Annotated in this window: 22 protein-coding genes; 11 read left to right on the forward strand and 11 right to left on the reverse strand. The window is 38.2% G+C overall.

Annotation, left to right across the window (positions count from 1 at the left end; all coding sequences use genetic code 11):
* Positions 1-11 precede the first annotated feature (11 nt).
* On the reverse strand, positions 12-722 hold the full coding sequence (locus V7097_RS02965; protein WP_335702102.1) for a YwmB family TATA-box binding protein: 711 nt from the start codon (positions 720-722) through the stop codon (positions 12-14).
* A gap of 152 nt (positions 723-874) precedes the next feature.
* On the opposite strand from V7097_RS02965, the gene V7097_RS02970 reads away from it, so the two are divergent.
* Together V7097_RS02970 and V7097_RS02975 are read left to right on the forward strand one after the other, a co-directional pair.
* Complete coding sequence (locus V7097_RS02970; RefSeq protein ID WP_335702103.1) at positions 875-1270, forward strand: cytosolic protein; 396 nt, start codon at positions 875-877, stop codon at positions 1268-1270.
* A 101-nt stretch (positions 1271-1371) separates the two neighbouring features.
* Entirely contained in the window at positions 1372-2025 is a 654-nt protein-coding gene (locus V7097_RS02975) for a hypothetical protein (protein WP_335702104.1), read from the forward strand.
* Here the strand turns inward: V7097_RS02975 and V7097_RS02980 are convergent.
* Positions 2009-2188, reverse strand: coding sequence for a hypothetical protein (locus V7097_RS02980; RefSeq protein ID WP_335702105.1), 180 nt, complete (start codon positions 2186-2188; stop codon positions 2009-2011). The genes V7097_RS02975 and V7097_RS02980 overlap by 17 nt on opposite strands.
* 92 nt (positions 2189-2280) lie before the next feature.
* Between V7097_RS02980 and V7097_RS02985 the strand changes: the two genes are divergently transcribed.
* Together V7097_RS02985 and V7097_RS02990 are read left to right on the forward strand one after the other, a co-directional pair.
* Positions 2281-2508, forward strand: coding sequence for a hypothetical protein (locus V7097_RS02985; RefSeq protein WP_335702106.1), 228 nt, complete (start codon positions 2281-2283; stop codon positions 2506-2508).
* Positions 2498-2749: a LexA family protein gene (locus V7097_RS02990; protein ID WP_335702107.1), complete on the forward strand. Its 252-nt coding sequence runs from the start codon at positions 2498-2500 to the stop codon at positions 2747-2749. Before V7097_RS02985 ends, V7097_RS02990 begins: the two co-directional genes overlap by 11 nt.
* A gap of 16 nt (positions 2750-2765) precedes the next feature.
* On the opposite strand, the gene V7097_RS02995 is transcribed toward V7097_RS02990, so the two are convergent.
* The 7 genes from V7097_RS02995 to V7097_RS03025 all read right to left on the reverse strand — a co-directional run bounded on the left by V7097_RS02995 (position 2766) and on the right by V7097_RS03025 (position 10780).
* Positions 2766-3125 (reverse strand): YkvA family protein, encoded by a 360-nt coding sequence (locus tag V7097_RS02995; protein ID WP_438824188.1) that lies wholly within the window; start codon positions 3123-3125, stop codon positions 2766-2768.
* A 139-nt stretch (positions 3126-3264) separates the two neighbouring features.
* Positions 3265-5055, reverse strand: a complete 1791-nt coding sequence (pepF, locus tag V7097_RS03000) for an oligoendopeptidase F (protein ID WP_335702109.1) — start codon at positions 5053-5055, stop codon at positions 3265-3267.
* 169 nt (positions 5056-5224) lie between these two features.
* A complete protein-coding gene (gene lsrF, locus V7097_RS03005) occupies positions 5225-6106 on the reverse strand; it encodes a 3-hydroxy-5-phosphonooxypentane-2,4-dione thiolase (RefSeq protein WP_335702110.1) in 882 nt (293 codons plus the stop codon).
* Between the two features lie 77 nt (positions 6107-6183).
* On the reverse strand, positions 6184-7269 hold the full coding sequence (gene lsrB, locus V7097_RS03010) for an autoinducer 2 ABC transporter substrate-binding protein LsrB (RefSeq protein WP_335702111.1): 1086 nt from the start codon (positions 7267-7269) through the stop codon (positions 6184-6186).
* Complete coding sequence (locus V7097_RS03015) at positions 7262-8269, reverse strand: ABC transporter permease (RefSeq protein ID WP_335702112.1); 1008 nt, start codon at positions 8267-8269, stop codon at positions 7262-7264. Before V7097_RS03015 ends, lsrB begins: the two co-directional genes overlap by 8 nt.
* An 8-nt stretch (positions 8270-8277) precedes the next feature.
* Positions 8278-9279: an ABC transporter permease gene (locus V7097_RS03020; RefSeq protein WP_335702113.1), complete on the reverse strand. Its 1002-nt coding sequence runs from the start codon at positions 9277-9279 to the stop codon at positions 8278-8280.
* Positions 9272-10780: a sugar ABC transporter ATP-binding protein gene (locus V7097_RS03025; RefSeq protein WP_335702114.1), complete on the reverse strand. Its 1509-nt coding sequence runs from the start codon at positions 10778-10780 to the stop codon at positions 9272-9274. Before V7097_RS03025 ends, V7097_RS03020 begins: the two co-directional genes overlap by 8 nt.
* A gap of 300 nt (positions 10781-11080) precedes the next feature.
* On the opposite strand from V7097_RS03025, the gene V7097_RS03030 reads away from it, so the two are divergent.
* From V7097_RS03030 to V7097_RS03045, 4 genes are all read left to right on the forward strand, one after another.
* A complete protein-coding gene (locus V7097_RS03030; protein ID WP_335702115.1) occupies positions 11081-11998 on the forward strand; it encodes a sugar-binding transcriptional regulator in 918 nt (305 codons plus the stop codon).
* A gap of 221 nt (positions 11999-12219) precedes the next feature.
* On the forward strand, positions 12220-13788 hold the full coding sequence (lsrK, locus tag V7097_RS03035; protein WP_335702116.1) for an autoinducer-2 kinase: 1569 nt from the start codon (positions 12220-12222) through the stop codon (positions 13786-13788).
* A gap of 249 nt (positions 13789-14037) precedes the next feature.
* Positions 14038-14391, forward strand: coding sequence for a cupin domain-containing protein (locus V7097_RS03040; RefSeq protein ID WP_335702117.1), 354 nt, complete (start codon positions 14038-14040; stop codon positions 14389-14391).
* Positions 14392-14409: 18 nt separating this feature from the next.
* A complete protein-coding gene (locus tag V7097_RS03045; RefSeq protein ID WP_335702118.1) occupies positions 14410-15345 on the forward strand; it encodes an aldo/keto reductase in 936 nt (311 codons plus the stop codon).
* Positions 15346-15434: 89 nt separating this feature from the next.
* Here V7097_RS03045 and V7097_RS03050 read toward each other — a convergent pair whose 3' ends face one another.
* On the reverse strand, positions 15435-16214 hold the full coding sequence (locus V7097_RS03050; RefSeq protein ID WP_335702119.1) for a Cof-type HAD-IIB family hydrolase: 780 nt from the start codon (positions 16212-16214) through the stop codon (positions 15435-15437).
* A gap of 237 nt (positions 16215-16451) precedes the next feature.
* Between V7097_RS03050 and V7097_RS03055 the strand changes: the two genes are divergently transcribed.
* From V7097_RS03055 to V7097_RS03065, 3 genes are all read left to right on the forward strand, one after another.
* The gene (locus V7097_RS03055) at positions 16452-17627 is read left to right on the forward strand and encodes an SLC45 family MFS transporter (RefSeq protein WP_335702120.1); all 1176 of its coding nucleotides are present in this window, start codon (positions 16452-16454) and stop codon (positions 17625-17627) included.
* A 200-nt stretch (positions 17628-17827) separates the two neighbouring features.
* Entirely contained in the window at positions 17828-18208 is a 381-nt protein-coding gene (locus V7097_RS03060) for a MarR family winged helix-turn-helix transcriptional regulator (RefSeq protein ID WP_335702121.1), read from the forward strand.
* Positions 18209-18221: 13 nt separating this feature from the next.
* Complete coding sequence (locus V7097_RS03065; RefSeq protein WP_335702122.1) at positions 18222-19427, forward strand: MFS transporter; 1206 nt, start codon at positions 18222-18224, stop codon at positions 19425-19427.
* Positions 19428-19577: 150 nt separating this feature from the next.
* Here V7097_RS03065 and V7097_RS03070 read toward each other — a convergent pair whose 3' ends face one another.
* Positions 19578-20231: a TetR/AcrR family transcriptional regulator gene (locus tag V7097_RS03070; RefSeq protein ID WP_335702123.1), complete on the reverse strand. Its 654-nt coding sequence runs from the start codon at positions 20229-20231 to the stop codon at positions 19578-19580.
* Between the last annotated feature and the right edge of the window lie 15 nt (positions 20232-20246).

The raw sequence follows: 20246 nt of genomic DNA on the forward strand, positions 1-20246 counted from the left end.
GCCGTCTATTTTTAGTATTCTGTTGTAATAATTGGTGTTCCAATCGTCACATCAATTTCATCTTTCTCTACGCTAGCTCTTAAACCAACCTGCAGATTCATTTTTTCCTGCTTAGCCGTCATTAACTCAGATTCAAAAGCTTTCGAGTAAGCTGAAATTGAAACAAAACCTTTTTCCTGAAGCTGTTCCACCACTTCTGCTTGTGCATCTTCAACAATTTTTTTCGCAACCTCATCTAATTGGTTTTGCTTAGACTTCATTACACCTGATATTGAATAAAATGTTTTGCTATCCTTGAAGGATTCGCCAGTCCATTTAATCTGCTCTGCGGTAAGCTTTGTGCCTTTTGCTTCATTGGTAATTGCGATTTCGTACTTTTCACCTGATTTATATGCTTTTAGCTTAATCGATTCTGTAATGCCGTGTTCGTTCTCTTTTTTCCCTTGCCATACATAATGGCTATTTTCTTCTTCCAGAACCTTTTTCCAGCTATATGAATCATGATTACTCATGAATTGTTCCATTTGATTTTTCATATCATTTACATCATTTGCTTGTCCAACCTTGCCTCGTGATAAAGCCATCCATGCTGAAATTTCAATGTTATTCTTATCCGCAAGAACTTTTATCTCTTCAAGATCATTCCCTTGAGTGGCTTCATTATTTGAAAAAAATCCAGCTAGTATTCCAAACGATAGAATTAGTGCAATTGTCATCTTCATCCGTCTCTCACCTCTTTAACAAGGATAGCCACGGTTTTTGTTATCTATACCTAAAAATCTAGTAATCTTAAAAATTGATGCAATTAATTCATTTTTGCTTTACTTTCCACATTTTTAGTACAATATAAAGAAGATACCAAGGAGGTGTTAGAATGAAATCAATTACTGTTTCGTTTCATAAGGAAGATGCAGTTGAAGCAATGAAAGTCGATATTCTTGAAGAAGAGGATTTTAATCGAGTAACGGAAGGTGGTACTCGACACCTATTTGAGCTTGATACGAATATTGGTTTTTTTGTCTTTTTCGATGGTGAAGATGCCGAGGGGAATTTACATTACCTTGCCCTACAATATGAAGAAGAAAGTGAAGAGCCTACATACTGTTTCGAGTTTGAGCTTAAAGACTATTATGAATTTATGGCATTGTACCTCAATGATCTTGAGTTCTCAGATGAAGAATCGGAAGAGGAAGAGCAAGAATATGGGCCAATTCATCATCTTGCCCACCTACTATTCCATATTGTTGAAGATGCAAAACAAGCTGAGTAAAAGAAGGACCACGTCGACGTGGTCTTTTTTACTTTTCAAAAGACAATATTTATGAAAAAATAAAGCTAAAGCATAATATAAAATCTAAGGCGGGTGATGACTTGTTTTTTAATATCTTTTTCACAATCATTTATATACTTGGTGTGTATTATTTAATTCAGTACAGAATCAGTATTAAAAAGGCTGTCGATCTTTCTAAAGAGGCTCTTTTCCCGCAAACGGAAGAGGAATTCCATGGGATTCTCATTCCTACTGAGTATAAGGAAATGGAACCACTCTCTAAATCAACAAAGTCTTATAAATTTGTCAAATGGGGAACCGTTGCTGCAACCGTGCTCCTATTGGGATTACTGTTGGTCATCCTTACAACAGACTACTTAGGGTCATCCTTCTTCTCGATGGCGTATTTCTTTTTTGCCATCATTAGTGCCGTTCGCCACCGTGGAAATTTATTTATATTGCCAAAAGGCATTATCCTGCAAGGAAGATATTTTTCATACAGCCGAGTCAAGGAATATGAAGTCGAACGAATTGTGCGTTGGCACGATTTGTATGGTATCAATGACCGCATGAATTTTGGTTATAAGCTAACGATTAAGGTAAAAGGACTTTTTCCATTTGTCAATTTTATCGTTGTCGAAAAAGAAGAGCATCTTGAAAAAATCATTGAATTGCTGGAATCGAAAGGAATCCAGGGCAAAAGAATTGCAGACCCCACCCAACAATCTACTCCGAACATTACAACAAAATCGTAAAAACACCAGGACATAAACCTGGTGTTTTGTCGTTAGCCGCTCTTGTGGGACATGCTTCGGCATTTTCCGCTTGAGCTTGTACCGCGAAACCAATCTTGCGGGACATGCTTGCGAATTTTTCACCTGTGCTTGTACCGCAAACTACTCTTTCAGGCTTCCTCACTCTATCCCTAACCAAAAACACGAATAAATGTTCTTATTTTTGTTGATAATAGAATATACGTTCGTATATAATATAAAAAAGGAGATGATTACATGCGCTGGATTTTACAACGTGCCCTGCTTCAGCACACACCTATCGAAATCATCTATATGTCTCAGAATGGGATTCTAACACAACGTCAAATTAAAGTTTTGGAAATACAGAATTCCACAATCAAAGCCTATTGCTTACTTCGTAATAAAAAAAGAACCTTTAAAATAGATAGCATCTTATCAGCAGCAGTACCGAGGAATAAAGGAGTTGTTAAATTTGCAAATTAGAACACTACAAATGCGAATGGAGTATACCGAACAAGAGATTCTAGAACAAATTGAAAAATATATGAGGAAACACCGCAAAGCCCCGACGATGCGTGAGCTTTCAAGACTTTGTACATCAGTGAGTTCAACGAGCACGATCAAGGCATATCTTGATCGTCTCAAGAATAAAGGTTTTCTACATTATGAGCCAAAAACGCCGCGTTCCATCGTTTTAAAAAAAGAACTACCCCAGGCGAAATAGGGTAGTTCTAGACAATCTAAAGTTTTTCATCTACATCTGAGGTATCGACATCATCGCCAAACCAATCGACTAGCTTTGCTTTTGCTTTTGCTTTGACATTTTCATCGATATGCATGGCCACTTGGAAAAGCGCAACACCTAAAGCTCCCAGATCATCTGTAAACCCAATACCTACAGCGAGGTCTGGAATGAGGTCGACCGGAAAAATAAAATACCCTAACGCTGCAAGAATCGTAACCCGTGCTTTTGCAGGCAGATCAGGCTTTTGGAGTACAAAATAAAGCAAAAGCGCAGTGTATACAACGGAATGGCCAGCTCTTAATGCAAACTTTTTAAGCTTTTCCCAAAATTTATCTTCCGAATAATGCTTTTCCATTTCATCCATGTGGATCCCCCATTTTATATGATCTGAATCTTTTACTATTATTGTACTACAGAGGTAATCAAATGAATCATTGCACAAGCTTTAAAATTCAACTTTTATTAGTTTATGTTACGCAACCATTTTTACACGCTTAAAAGCCTTTTTCAAGCTCTTCTACCAATGAACCAACATAAGCAACTGCCTTTTTAATTGGTTCTGGTGTTGACATATCGACTCCAGCGAGCTTCATTAACTCCAGTGGTTTCAGTGTTCCACCCGCTTTTAATGCAGATAGCCAACGTTCTACCGCGGGTTGACCTTCCTCTTGAATCATTTGGGAGGCTGCTGTTGAAGCGGTTAAACCAGCGGAATATGTATACGGATATAAGCCCATATAATAATGTGGTTGGCGCATCCATGTTAGTGCAGCTAAATCATCCATTTCGACTTCGTCTCCCCAGAATGTGGAAAGCAACTCCGTTTTTTGTTCACATAAAAGTTGTGCGGTAATTGGTGTTCCATTGTGAGCTAATTCATATAGACGTCGCTGTAATTCACCTTCAAGAATATGGGTGACAAAATTGTGATAGTAGGTGCCTAAGGATTGTAAAATAACCCAGCGCTTCATTCGATCATCATTTGACTGAGAAAGAATATGTCTACCGAGCAGCATCTCGTTCATCGTCGATGGCGCCTCAATAAAATAGCGTGAAGGACGAGTATTTGAGATACGTTGATTGCGACCCGCTAACACAAAGTGTCCCGCATGCCCTAATTCATGGGCAAGTGTAAATGTATTTCGCATCGAGTTAGTCCAGGTCATTAAAATATACGGATGGGCGCCATACGGGCTTGCGCAAAATGCACCCGATCGTTTCCCAACATTATCCGCTAGGTCGACCCACCTGTTCTGAATTCCATCCTGCATGATTTCAATATATTCTGGTCCCATAACTTGTAGGGCATCAAGAACTAGTTTTGAAGCTTCCTCATATGTGACCTCAGGGTTAAAATCTGGATCAAGTGGTGCTTTCAAATCACTGTAATACATTTTTTTAAGCCCCAAAACGCGTTGCTTTAATTTTGCAAGTCGTCTCATATGTGGAGCTAGTTCAGTTTGAATCGTATGTAACTGATTTTGGTACATTTCCTTAGTAACCTGTTGTTCATCTAATAGCATATCTGTTACAGACTCAAACCCACGTAAGCGCGCTTCAATAACTTGTTTTTTCACCTCTGTAGCATATGTGGCCGCATATGTGTTTTTATAATTATTCAGTGTTTTAGCAAAAGCCTTAGAAGCCTGACGACGCAATTCAGTATCTGCTGAGTCCTCATATTTTGGAAATGAATTAAAGGTAAGCGGATGCTCAACTCCATCATCAGTCGTAAATGCAGTAAACTGCATATCAGAAGTTTTGCTTCTTTGATAAATCATATATGGAGAATCCATTACCTCACCAAAAGCAGCTAATACTTCCTCAGCATCCGGTGAAAGGGTATGTTCCTTTGCTTCGAGGATATCTGTTAACGTTTTTTGGAATTCCTCCAAGCCTTGTTCCTCTTTTATGTATGAATCAATCGTTTCTGCATCTAGCTCAAGCAACTCTGATTTTATAAATGACAAGCTTTCTCTCACATTTGAAATCAAGGATGCTGATCGAGCAGCGTTCGCCTGAAAAACAGAATTAGTACCATCCACCGACATATGCAAATCTGCATAGCTCATTACACGCATTACTCTTTCCAACAGTGCATCATCTGCTACTAGGCAGTCAAATAAGGTCTTTGCACTTTCACCAACTCGTCCCTTGAATTGTGTGACCGTTTCGATGTCTGATTGTACTGACGCAAGCTCCTTCTCCCATGCTTCGGTTGTTTCAAATAAATCATCTAAGTTCCATGTTTGTTCAACAGGTACCTCAGCTCGCAATAATGCCATCATAAATTTCCCCTTTCCATATTAAAAAATGTTTCGTAATTCGAAATATATACTTGAATTATACCGCACTAATCGAAAAAGTTAAAATATTATCTCGAAAGAAAAAAAAATGAAGCTCCTACCATATTCCAGGCAGAAGCTTTTTTACCATTAATCTTTTCCACTAAAATTATGGATTCGTTAAATCTAAGTAAAACTCATATGCTTCATTATCCGTATATCCCTCATGTACAACCTTACCAACAGCCTGAATCATTTCTTCAGGATAATCGGATTGGAAGATGTTTCTTCCCATATCAACTCCTGCTGCTCCACCTTGGATGGAATTGTATGCTAATGAAAGTGCGTCCTTTTCCGGAATTTTCTTTCCGCCGGCAACTACTAATGGTACAGGACAAGCGGAGGCTACCTTCTCAAAATCGTCACAATAATAGGTTTTGACAATTTGGACACCAAATTCTGCTAGCATTCTAGTTGCTAAGAGGAAGAATTGGCTTGTGCGTTCCATCTCCTTTCCAACAGCAACAACACCCATGGTTGGAATGGAATATCTCGTTCCGAGATTGACTGCTTTATTTAATTGTTCGATCGTTTCCTTCTGTCCATCAGCACCAATGAATGTTTGTATTGCGATAGCACTAGCATTCATTCGAATTGCATCCTCAATATCAACAACCATTGATTCATGACTTAGGTCGTCCTGCAATACACTTGAACCTGATGACGCCCTTAGCGCTATTGATTTATTGAATGTTGGAGGGACACTACTTCTGATTGCCCCTCTCGTTCCCATTAAACAATCAGCATAATTCGCTAATTTTGGAATAAGGATGTCTAATCTTTCTAGGCCGGATGTCGGCCCCATAAAATAGCCATGATCAAAAGCTAACATGACTGTCTTTTGGCTTTTAGGATTAAAAATTCTTGATAATCGGTCCTTCATTCCCCAATCTAAGTTAGCTGCTCCCTTCACATGAAAGCTACCATTATTCGCAAAAGGAGTATCCTCTAAAAATTTCTTTGCTGCTTTGTTCCCAACTACATCTGCCATTTTTGTTCTTCCTCTCCTTACTATCATTCTATAATCTTACGAAAAAGGATTTGGCGAAACCGCACAAAGAGCTAAAGTTAGAAGTCATAGTCCCCTGTATTGTCTTTTGTAAATACGATTCTTTCTGGCAACACTATGATTCCGGAATCCTCTGCTTCGTACTCATAGCCTTGAACAGTATTTGGCTCCACTTTTAATGACCCAAGCTCTGGAACATCAACAGTGTCCCCAACTTTCAACTCATTTCCTTGAGCTAAATAGTAGGCAATGTAGACAGCAAGCGCCCCTTGATCCTTCACATCCCATAAACCATGGTTCTCGATTGTGTCATTTTCAATATATTGTCTCATTGAATTTGGAGACGCAAATCCAGTAATGATTACATCTTCCTTATCCAGTCCTTTATTTTGTGCCGCCTGTGCCATTGCAGGAAGAGCAGTTGAGTCAGGACAAATAATGATATCGATGTCTGGATATGAATCTAGAATACTTTCTCCCACTTGTAGAGACTTTTGTTCATTCCCATCACCAAATTGAGTTGTTACAACTTCCCAATTTGGATATTTTTCTTTTATATATTTATTCGCATAATCAACCCATGAATTTTGATCAGGTACAGTCGGACTTGAGTAGAACCATGCCACCTGTTGTGCTTCATCAGGATTTTCAAGCTGACTTGCAGCCATATCGACGAGCATTGCACCAAGGATGTCAGGTGTACCTTGGTTAATATATGCAGTTCGAAATTTCGGGTCAACATCCGAATCCCAAGTAACGACTTTAATTCCTGCATCTAATGCCTTTTGTAAAGCTTGATTTAAGCCATCAGAGGTAACTGATGATATCGCAATTGCGTCGGCACCACTATTTACTGCACTATTTATAATTTGCACCTGATTTGCAACCGTACCCTCTGGTGCTCCATCATATTTCACCTTAAACCCAATCTTATCGGCCATTTCTTGTGCACCATCATTTCCTGATTCAAAAAATGCATTCCCAGTCATTTTTGGAATAAAGACTACTTCAATATCTCCTGCATTTTTTTCTCCGCCGGAACCATTATCTGCACTGTTACCAGCGTCTTTTCCGCTACAGGCTGCTAATAACAATGTTGAAAGAGCCACCCCAGTTAATAGTTTAAAAAACTTTGATTTACGCATGTAGATTTCCCCCTCTGTCCTTTTTAATAGTTAAGACCCTTTTAACTTTGGACTTGAATTCTGGAACACCTAAGAATGCAACCGAAGTGATTAAAAGCAATCCTGTAGCTAAGCCTATATATTGTGTTTGAACTCCTCCCATTTGCAATCCTAGCTTTAAGAAACCAACAACTATGCTTGCAAGTGCAGTGCCGATAACACCCCCTTTACCTCCAGTTATTAATGTTCCTCCTAAGACAACTGCTGTTAAAATTGGCATTAAATACTCAGCACCAAAATCTGCTCTAGAGCTACCTAAATATGAAGTTAAAATAACTCCTACAACTCCTGCGCTTAGCCCTGATAAAATGTAAGTACTAGTAATAATTTTTCTAGTATCGATACCAGAGTAATCCGCAGCGTTTTGATTAATTCCAGTTAAATAGATGTACCTTCCATATCTCGTTCGGTGTAGCAGGATATAGGCAATCACAAGTATTACAAGAAATAAGATAACGGAATGTGGTATTCCAAATAATTTGCCATTCGCAAGGTTAATAAACCCTTGTGAGTACCCTGAAATCCCCTCATAAGTGCTTGTTCCGGACAATCCTACTAATACAATTGCAATTCCACTATATAAAAGCATTCCGCCTAGTGTAATTACCATGGCTTGAACCTTGGCATATGCAATAAGAACTCCATTCAGCAAACCACAGAGCCCACCAACTAGCACTGCAAGAAGAGCTGCAATCCAAATATTCATCCCAACAAATTGTGCTAGAATTCCCGTTACTACCGAGGTTAGCCCTATAATTGAGCCCCCAGAAATATCGATGCCGCCTGTAATAACGACGAATGTTACAAAAAATGCGATTATGGCGATTCCTACAAAATCATTAAAACTATTTAAGAGAACGTTGATATTCCAAAACCTCGGGTTAATTAATCCAAAGATAATAATTTCACCAACTAAAGTTAGTAAAAGCACCAAATTCCACTTCGGTATTTTTTTCAGCATCCCGGGTATCACACCTCCTTCTCCAAGGTTAGGACTCTAGCATTTAATCTTTCCTTCTTTGCCCGCTTGTTTACTCTACGGAATAGGAGTACATCCACTACGACGATGATGATCAATAGAGAACCCGAGATTGTAGCATTCCAAAATGCTGGGACTTTTAAGAATACAAGTGCTGAATTAATCGAACTCATAATAATGGCACCAATTGATGCACCAATTACAGAACCTATGCCTCCACTTAAGGAAACTCCTCCAAGAACGGCCGCTGCAATTACTGTCATTTCTATCCCTAATCCTGCAGTGGTGGAAATAAAACCAACCTGACTTGCAAATATGAGTCCAGCCAAACTTGCGGAAATCCCGCAAATAACAAATGAAATGACTTTATATCTTTTTACGGGTATCCCCATCAATATTGCTCCGTCCTCATTATCACCAATTGCAGCGAAATACCTCCCTTTCCTGCTATTTGATAGGTATAGATGTAGGATAATAACGGCTGAAATCACAATAATCCCTAATAAGTTCATACCTAATATATTGATCTGCGAGATTTGTTTAAAATTTGCAGGAAGGTTTTCAATCCATTTTCCATTTGTATAAATCACTTGTACAACCCTGACAATTTCGAGCATGCCTAGGGTCATAATGAATGAAGATATTTTTAGTTTCGTTACACCTACTCCATTAATTAAGCCAATAATTGCCCCAATGCTAATAGCTACGATGATTGCTAGAAAAACACTTCCCCCATCTCTCACAATGACACCGCTAACAGCAGCACTGAGTCCCAACGTACCTCCAACAGAAATATCAATTTCTCCGGTTAATAGAACGAGAGTCAATCCAACAGCAAGGACAATGTAAAGCAAACTATTTTTCACAGAGTTCAATATATTTCCCATAGCGAGAAAGTCTGAGTTTACTAAGCCCACCAGCAAAAATATTATGATTAAGAAAGCAATGGTTCTGAATTCCCTATGTTTTGTAATGACGGTGATTTTAGACATGCATATCACTTCTTCCTCTATATGTTCCAAAAGCAGCGCTCATCACATTTGTAGCATTTATCTCATCGAATCCTAGGCAATCCTTACATGTTCCACGATAGATGGCATATATTCGATCACTAATTCTTTCGATTTCTTCCAGATCTGAAGAAACTAAAAGAATCGAATATCCTTGCTCTTTTAGTTGAGTGATAATCGAATAAATATCGCTTCTTGCTGCTGCATCAATTCCTCTAGTAGGCTCATCCATAATGATGAGTTGTGGATTAGTTGATAAAATCCTCGCAATGATTACCTTTTGTTGATTTCCGCCAGATAATGATTTAATTTCATCATTTTGGCTGCTTATTTTTATGCTTAACTTCTTCACATATTCATTTGTAATTTCTTCTTCCAACTTTTTATCTATGAAAAAAACCTGATTTTTAATAACTTGTGCGGTGACATTACTACTTACCGAACTGATTGAAAAAGTTCCGTTTAAAAATCGATCTTCTGGAATATAGGCTAAGCCACTTACAATCGTCCCGCGCACTGGTAAATCTGTAATATCCTTTCCATTCAAATAGACCTTCCCGCTACTTATTTCATTTATTCCATATATGGCCTCTACGATTTCAGTTCTACCAGCCCCAACGAGTCCGGCAAGGCCGACTACCTCTCCCTTATAAACCTCGAGGTTAATATTGTTAAAACCGTCGCCACATATGTTTTGCACCTTAAGAATGGGTTCCTCTTTTTCACGATTAACGAAATTCTTTTTAAATCCTTCATTTCCATTACGTTCACTGTCCAGAGGCAGTAAACCACTAATTAACATTTCCTTTGTAAAGTCTTGAATGTCCCCTTTCAACGTCACTTTACCGTCTCGTAGTATTACAGCATGTGTCGATATTTGAAAAACCTCATCAAGTCTATGGGTGATATAAAAAATGCCTACGCCATTTGCTTTCAGCTTTTCAATTAAATTAAATAAGCTTTTTGTCTCTGCAAACGTTAAGGAAGATGTTGGTTCATCTAAAATAAGAACCTTTGTATTCCGTAACAGACCTTTTATGATTTCTACTTGTTGCTGCTCGGCAATTGATAATGAAATCGCAAATCGATTCAAATCCAAATCCCAACCTAATTGGTGAACCAATTTCTTCGCTTGCTCTCTTATCACTAACTTTTTCCTATTTAATCCAATTGTGAGATTTTGCTCAACTGTCATGTTTGGGAATAATAAAGGTTCTTGCGGTACTAAATAGATTCCTTTTTCATGTGCAATCGATGGATTAAAGTTGTGCACCTTCTCTCCATTTACCTCGATGCTCCCACTATCCGTTTTATAGACTCCTGTAAGAATCTTCATCAATGTACTCTTTCCAGCCCCATTCCCACCAATAATCGAGATTACTTCAGATTCATAAATCTCTAGAGAGACACCTTTAAGGACCTCATTTTGGTTAAATGACTTACGAATATCGTCTAACCATACCAACCGGTTTTTCACATCCATAAAAACCCCCACTCTCTCTATTTTTGCAATCGCTTTCCTTTTTTGGTTTTTAAACAATTTATTAAGTCCCGATAAATTTATTCATTTTCATAATTATTAAAATTTTATATGCGATAGAACTTTTTTATTACATATATATTCCTAGGTCTGTGATTATACGCATTTTAATAAAAGGGTTTTTTTATAAAAAATGCACCTATCTATTTGTGACCTGGTTGTTATGTTTGTATCATTTTTAAACATTTGTTGGCATATGAATAATTTGTATAAATCAAAATATAGTTAAGAAGAGTGATCATAATGAACTATGAAAATGACTTAATCGTAAAAATCGCATGGCAATATTATATTGAAGGTTTAACCCAAAATGAGATATCAGAGTCTCTCAATTTATCACGAATGAAGGTTATCAAATACCTTGAAAAAGCAAAAACGAATAATGTGATTCAATTCAAAATTAACTTAGAAGAAATCGATAGTCTCGGGCTCCAAAATAAAATTAAGGATAAATACAATTTAAAAGATATCATCATCGTACCTACGTCAAATCAAAATAATGTTGATAGTTTAACGATAGCAGCTGCCCAATATATAGAAGATCGCATTACAAGTGACACGATGATTAGTATTGGCTACGGGGAAGCTGTGTCTAGAACATTAGGGCATCTGCGTATCTCCGCCAAATACAAAGTAACATTTGTTTCTCTTTCTGGCGGTGTAAAATTCTACATGCCAACCGCTATCGATACGAGATCAGACTATTATACAAACCCTAATTACAACCATTACATTGTTCCTTCCCCCTTAATCGTTTCCTCTAAAAATATTGCAGAGCACCTACGTAAGGAACAATCAGTTAGCAAAATATTAGACATGATTCCGTATACGAATTTGACGGTAATCGGAATAGGTGCCCTTAATGATCGAGCCACATTGATTAAGGAAGGCTATTTCAATACAAATGACTTTGAAATAATAAAGTCTAAAGGTGCAGTTGGCGATTTACTTTGCCAGTTTTACGACATCAATGGTAATGTTTTAGATTTAGATTTTCATAAACAACTCATTAGTACTGAAATTGACGTACTAAAATCCCTTAATCATGTGGTTGCTGTTGCTGGCGGCCTTGAAAAAAAGGATGCAATTATTGGTGCGCTCAAAGGAGGATATATTGATGTTTTAATTACTGATGAAGCTGTTGCCCAAGGTTTGCTTTAAAGTGTACTTTATATCCAAGCTTTTTGCTGTTGATTTCCGCTACAGATACTCGCTTTCCGCGGGCGGTCCGGGAGCCTCCTCGTCGCTTGCGCTCCTGTGGGGTCTCCCCTGGACGGGCTTTTTCCGCAGGAGTCTCGTATCTTCCGCTCCTACCAACTAGTAGCCAAAATCAACTGTATTCTTTTGTACTACCATTTTTAATAATAAGGGGGAAAACGGGAATGATGGGGAAATTCCTAATGGCTATCGATGCTGGAACTGGCAGCGTGAGAGTGATCTTATTTGACACATCTGGGAAAGAGGTATGTGTTTCACAGGCTGAATGGACACATCATGAGGATGAGAGATATCCAGGATCTATGGATTTTGATATCAATAAAAATATCAGGATCATCACTGAGCTCATCAAAGAAACCATTGTCAAAAGTCACATTGATCCAAAGGATATTCTTGCTATTTCTACGACAAGCATGAGAGAAGCTATCGTTTTATATGATGAAAATGGTAAGGAATTATGGGCATGTGCAAATGTAGATTCACGTTCAAATCATGAAGTTTCTAATCTCTATAGCCAAAGCGATTCAATAGAATCAGAGATTTATACACTCTCTGGTCAAACATTTTCCTTAGGTGCCATCCCTAGAATACTTTGGGTTAAAAATAATCTCCCTGAAACATATAAAAAAATAAAATACGTAACCATGCTAAATGACTGGATTACCTATCGCCTCACAGATATTATCACAGTGGAACCTTCAAACGGCTGTACTACAGGCCTTTTCGACCTAAAAAACAGGTTTTGGGATCCTTCCATTGCCGAAAAAGTAAACATAAAAAATGATATTTTTCCAATTGTATACGAAAGTGGTACTGTAATTGGAAACGTAACAGATGAAATGGTAACGCTTGCAGGCTTAAGTCCTCAAACTCTTGTTGTTGCTGGTGGTGGGGATGCACAGCTCGGTTGTATTGGTGTAGGAGTTATTAATGAAGGAGATGCTGCTGTTTTTGGAGGTAGCTTCTGGCAATATGAATATACAACTAATCATGTCGAAATGGATGACGAATGCAGGGTTCGAATCAATTGCCATGCCGTACCAGATACCTGGCAGTACGAAGCCATTGCATTTTTTCCAGGCTTAGTAATGAGGTGGTTTAGGGATAGTTTTTGTGAGTTGGAGAAGGACATTCAAGATAAAACGGGTGAAAGTATATATGCTCAGATGGAAAAACGAGCACATACCATTCCTGCCGGAAGCTATGGGTTGCTTTGTACTTTTTCAGATCAAATGAACTATAAATTCTGGAAACATGCCGCTCCTAGTTTTATTAACTTCAAATTAGATTCCGAGAAATTCAACAAAGCAAGCTTCTATAGAGCCATCATGGAAAATGCAGCGTTTGTAACAAAGGGGAACATTGAATTGGTTAACGAAATAACAAAAACCTCTCCTGATTCCATTATTTTTGCTGGTGGTGCTTCGAAAAGCGAGCTGTGGTGTCAAATCGTTTCTGATGTACTTAATAAGCCAATAAAAGTTCCCGCAGTAAGGGAATCCACTGCATTAGGCGCTGCAATTTGTGCAGGTGTGGGAGTGAAGGTTTATGAGGATTTTAATGATGCAATAGCGAAAGTCATTCATTTTGAAAAAACCTATTTACCAAATCAAGAAAATCGTGAAGTGTATGATGGCTTATATCGAAAGTGGAAAGACATTTACAAGCATCAGCTTGAACTAGCAGATACCGGTTTAACTGACCATATGTGGATAGCACCTGGAATCAAATGAGCCTTGGCGAATTTGCGCCCGATTTTTAGGCCCACAGGAAGTGGGTCACGAAGACGTTGCCACAGGACGTGGCGTTCGTAGTCTTTGTTCACTCTATCAGGCTTTTACTGACAGTTGCCCTCCATGAGGGCTTAGTGCCAGTTAATGCTGGAAAATTTCCTAAGAAAAATTGTGGCATCCGCCGGAGGCTTTAACTTTATTCAGCTTCTGCTGAATAAAGCTTAAAATAAACGACTTGGAGTGGTGACAATGACAGTTATTAACGAGAACGAAAGAGAATACAGATTTGGTGATAGCGGTCCAAAATATCTTCAAAAAGGCCCGAGGATGAACTTTGGTATAGTCGCTTTAAGACCCGGTCAAGACTTCCCCGCTCATTACCATAATGTAATGGAGGAAAATTTCTTTATTCTTGAGGGGGAATTGGAAATCCACATTGATAGCGAGGTTTTCTATTGTAAAAAGGGTGACTTTATCCATGTCGAGCCGAAAAAGGTTCATTATCTTGTGAATAAAGGAGAAACGAATTTTAAAGCCGCCTTCATGCTCTCCCCTTTTCAAGAAAAAGATAAAGTTGACGTTGACTATAAGCCATCCAATTAACATAGGGAGATGCTAAGGATGACAAAACAGATTCAACTAGGAAAAACCAATCTTTACGTAAAGCCAATCGGATTAGGGGCAAACGCAGTTGGTGGTCATAATATTTACTCTAACCTAGACGATGAGGTCGGAAAGGATTTAGTTAGAACTGCATTTCAGCATGAAATTAATTTTATAGATACTGCTTATAGTTATGGATTTGGTCGATCAGAAGAATTAATTGGGGAAGTCGTCTATGAGATGAAAAATCGCTCTAATGTCATTATTGCAACAAAAGGTGGACCCAAACTAATTAATCATAAAATACATTTTGATAACTCCCCCTCTTTCCTAAAGCAGGAGGTTGAAGAAAGCTTAAAACGACTAAATACCGATTACATCGACATTTACTATATTCATAAACCTGATAAAGCAACGCCAAAAGCCGAGGCGGTCGGGGCTTTAAAAGAGCTTAAAGATGAAGGAAAAATAAGAGCAATCGGGGTGTCAAACTTTTCGATCGACCAACTAAGAGAAGCCAATATTGATGGTTATGTAGATGTATATCAGGGCGGCTATCATTTATTAGATAGAGGATTAGAAAATGACATTATTCCTTACGCGATTGAAAATAATATTTCCTTTATTCAATTTTATCCTTTAGCAGCAGGGTTACTAACTGGTAAATTTTCAAAGGATTCAACATTCACTGATCTTCGTGCACGATTGCCTTATTTTAAAGAGGAATCATACTTGCAGAATCTTGAAAAGGTAGAGCAATTACGGGCGATTTCCGAATCAAAAAATGTTGAAATGGCTCATCTTGTTCTTGCATGGTACTTAACACGAGATGGAATTGATTCTGTAATACCAGGTGCAAAAAGACCTGACCAAATCATTAGTAATCTTAAGGCTTTAGACATAAAATTAACCCAGAAAGAAATTCAGGAGATAGATGTGATTTTTAAGTCGTAATAAAACCACTTGGGACACGGTACCTTTCCTTCGTCCCTAATAAAAGGAGCGAAAGCTGAGTTTTACTCTTCTTTCGCTCTTCCCTTTTTTTATAACAATCCTACCATTTTTAGCCCGTGCAAAATTCCGTCTTCTTCGACAGACTTAGTTACATATTTGGCCGCTTCTTTTACTTCATCTAATGCATTCCCCATCGCTACACTATTGTGAATCGTGGTGAGCATTTCCAAATCATTTAATCCGTCACCAAAGGCATATATTCGTTCTTCTGGAATTCCTAATTTCTCAACAAGCTTTTCAATCCCTTTTGCTTTTGACCCGCCACTTGGGAGGACGTCAACAGAAACAGGATGCCAGCGAACAAAGTCAAAGTCCTTGAACCCTTCTTCGTACTGAGACTCTTCTCCTTCTTGGACAAATAAAAGCGATTGGAACAATTTTCGTCCTTCATAATACTTTGGATCATAGGTTGGAAAGCTTTTGATTTTTAAGGTTGCAATGCTTTCTGTAATAAATTCATGCTCCGGAACATTTGCTTTCATGTCCTCGTGGTCCATGTAGACAATAGGGTGATTATTGGCAAGTGCTGTTTCCGTAAGCTGTAAAAGAGCTTCTTCATCTAATGGATTTGTGTAAATTTCTTCACCGTTTAATACGACGTATTGACCGTTGTAGCTCACGTACGTTCCGATCCCCAGCTCCTCACGCAGGTCTTCAAACATAAATGGAGCCCGGCCTGTAGCAATGGCTACTTCATGTCCAAGTTCCTTCAGTTTAAAAACAGCTTCCTTCGCTGAACTTGGTAGTTGTTTATCATGGTTCAAAAGTGTTCCATCTATATCAAAAAAGATAAGGCTTCGTTCTTTCACTTCAAATTCCTACTTTCTATTTTTGCTTGTGTCTGAAATTGCGTATAACACATACGATACATTATTTTCGCGCTTTAAACAAATGAAAGGGTTCTGAAAGAATGCGATTTATACAGGCAAAAAGTACTATTCTCCGGCATAAATTAGTAGTATGTTTTAACATTATTCAGTTGAAGTCCCCCAATGGGCGCAAATACGCCAAGGCGCATTTGATCTTTTACATCAAGGAGAGCGGACATGAAAAAAACGTGGTTGTTAGGGTTTGGTTTTTTTAGCATTAGTCTTGGATGGTCTTTATATAATGGATTTGTTCCTTTTTTTCTTGATAATTTCATTACGAGTACGGCTTTGATTGGGTTTCTTATGACCATCGATAATTATATCGCTCTCTTTTTACAGCCATATATCGGTCAGCTCAGTGACCGAACTCGGACGCGTTTTGGGCGCAGGATGCCTTATTTACTTATTGGCGTTCCACTTGCGGCCCTATTTTATACACTCATTCCCCTTCACACAGGCTTAGTCTCCTTGCTCATTTTCATGCTATGTATGAATTTGTCGATGGCGGTGTTTCGTTCCCCGACAATTGCGCTTATGCCCGATATCACTCCTGAACCTAAACGTACAAATGCTAATGGAATCATCAATTTTATGGGCGGCTGTGGTGCAATCCTCGCGTTTAGTGTAGGCTCATATTTATTTAGCGTTGATGAGACACTTCCATTTATCGCCGTTTCCATCGTCTTTTTGGTCACTTTGTGGATTGTTTTTAAAAATATAAAAGAGCAACGTGATGCCCTTTCTTATACAGATACAACCATTCCGAAAATTAATTATAAGGAAGAATTAAACTCTTCTACTCTGTATCTGTTAGCCGCTATCTTTTTTTGGTTTATTGCAATACAGGGAATGGAAGCTTTGTTTACCTTATATGGCGTGAACGAATTAGGTCTCTCTAGAAGCGCTTCTGCATTTTCGTTAACCTTTTTCTCATTAAGCTTTGTCATTTCAGCGATTCCAAGCGGTTTACTTGGTGCGAAAATTGGCAAGAAAAACATCATCGTCATTGGGGTTATCGGATTAATTGTTTCATTTTTGCTCTTAAATTGGGTTGCATCGGTTGTATACTTGAGAGCCATCTTATTTTTGGGAGGTATCTTTTGGGCTTTTGTTAACATTAACGCATACCCTTTTATTGTTTCTACAGGAAGTGAAAAAAGCTTCGGAACGAGAACTGGGCTGTATTATTTAGTTTCCTCACTAGCAGCTATTACCTCACCTCCGACCCTTGGTTATTTAATTGATTTGTTTGGGTTTAGCGTATTGTTTTTAGCTGCAGCTGGGAGCTTAATTGTGGCACTGTTTTTTATTAGTAGAGTGAAAGAGCACGAAAATCATGTTCTTGGCTCTTAGTAAATAAGCGATCTGATAAAAAATGGCGTGTAAACTGGAAACAGTTTTACCACGCCATTTTAATTATTTAATTGGTTTCACCATAGACTATTACAAGGATTTCTGATATTATTATCAAATAGTTACCCTTGGTAACTATTTTCAAAAAGGAGTGAACTCCAATCGAGACATTTCAATTATTTTTTCAACAGCTAACACAATTGTACCGTCCTTTTGAAAGTCAGTTGAATGTTGAACTTAGTAAACATCAGCTTTATCGGGCGCAATGGTCAATTCTTTACTATATAGTCAATTTTGGTTCCCCAACGCTCGTGGAAATATCTAATTACCTCGGTGTTGAAAAACCTACAGTTACAAGAACCATTAACCGTTTAGAAGAACTTGGTTATGTTGAACACATTCCTGGAAAAGACAAGCGAGAAAAGAGAATGCAACTTACTGATTTAGGTAAAAAGGTTTATCAGGATGTCCGGAAGACGGTTGATGAATTTGAAAAGGAAATAGTAAAAGGAGTTTCTGAAAAGGAACTACATGATGCAACGCGTGTTATGAAAGCAATACGCAACAACCTAATTATGTAAGGAGATTTTCAAAGTGGATAATCAAAAATTGTGGACCAAAGATTTTATCATTGTATCCTCGATTAATTTTTTCTTAACGTTTATTTTCTATCTATTGGTCGTCATCATGGCGGTTTATGCAGTTGATGAATATGGTGCTTCGACGAGCCAGGCCGGCCTTGTAACTGGGATCTTTATCGTCGGAACGCTAATTGGTCGCCTTTTTATCGGACGTTATATTAATCTAATTGGTCGTAAAAAAACATTATTTATTGGATTGATTTTATTTATCCTCACGACCTTCTTATACTTCGTAGACGCAGGAATCACTTTTCTTCTAATCAATCGTTTCATTCACGGTATCACACTTGGTATCGCTAGCACGGCCACTGGAACAATCGTTGCACAAATCATTCCACCTAAACGCAGAGGAGAAGGTATTGGTTACTTTAGTATGAGCGCGACATTGGCAACGGCAATCGGTCCATTTATTGGTTTATTTATGTCACAGCATACGAGCTACCAGGTTATCTTCGGTCTATGTCTTGTGATTGGCGTCATCGGACTACTCACTTCATTCATTTTGTATGTACCACCAATCGAAAATCAAACAAAGCAAAACCAAGAGAAACAAGGCTTCTCGATTGCTAACTATGTCGAACCGAAGGCACTTCCAATTGCACTTGTTACATTTGCGATTTCACTTTGTTATGCAAGTGTTCTTTCATTCATCAATTTTTATGCGATAGAAATTGATTTAGTAACAGCGGCAAGCTTTTTCTTCCTAGTCTACTCAATTGCGGTTCTCATTTCACGTCCTTTTACTGGACGCCTAATGGATATAAAAGGGGCAAACTATGTCATGTATCCGGCCTTTTTTATACTAGCGATTGGGATGTTTCTCTTAAGTATTGCTCATAACAGCGTCACACTTCTAATATCTGGTGCGCTTATCGGGCTTGGATTTGGGAATATGCAGTCATGTACCCAAGCTGTGGCGATTAAGTTAACTCCAACACATCGCATGGGACTTGCGACTTCAACTTTCTATATCTTTTTAGATGCAGGGCTCGGTTTTGGACCTTATCTTTTAGGTTTTCTTGTTCCGTTCACCGGGTATAGCAAACTTTATTCCATTTTAGGAATCGCTGCTTTAGTAAGTATTATTCTTTACTTCTTCATGCACGGGAAGAAAGAGTCTGCAAGTAGAAAAAATCAAACAATACCAATGTCAATGTAAAAAAGAAGCCATGCCCAGCAAGATTTGTGGGGCATGGCTTTGTTTAGTGTCTAGCTCAAGAGGATATCGGCTCTCTGGTCTAAGCCAATCGCTTCGGAAGGCTTGGTCGTCCTATGCTAGTCGACGATAATCGGGCGCTTTGCGCTTTTCTTATTTCCGAATTCCATCCATAACAAAATGGACTAGGTTTTCTGTTTCTTGATCAATATCCATTTTTACTTGTGACGGTAAGAGAACAAAATTGGTGACGAGAAAACCACCGAATGTCGTCATTAGCATTTTTACCAAGGTATTTGTTGGGATGTCTTTTATTTCTCCGCGTTCCTTAAACAACGCAATTGCTTGAGTAATCCTTTTTACAACACTATCCGCAAAAAATGGAGCAATTTCTGAGCGTAATGAGTCACTATATAATAATTCCTTAACAATAATTTGAAAGATTTCTCTATTTTCGATGACAAATTCAATCCTATTTTTGAAAAGCCCTTTTAAAAAGTCTTCGAAATGAAGAGTCTCTTCGGTTAATACTTCCTTAAACACATTTTCAGCCATCCCCGGCAACGCCTCTTTTAGAAAAGGAAGGATGAGGGAAAGCAATAAATTATCCTTCGTGCCATAATGACGAAAAATGGTCCCTTCTGCTACTCCAGCTGCTTTGGCAATCTCATTTGTCGATGTATTTGCATACCCTTTTTCCGCAAACATTTGGATCGCTGTCTCAATGATTTTCTGTTGTTTATCGGTTTGCTTTTTCGATAATTTGGTTTGTTCAATTAGGGAATCTAGTAGATTATCCTTAGACAAGTTCTTTCACTTCCT

The organism is Bacillus sp. JJ1562, assembly GCF_036962705.1.
GTDB lineage: Bacteria > Bacillota > Bacilli > Bacillales > Bacillaceae_L > Ferdinandcohnia.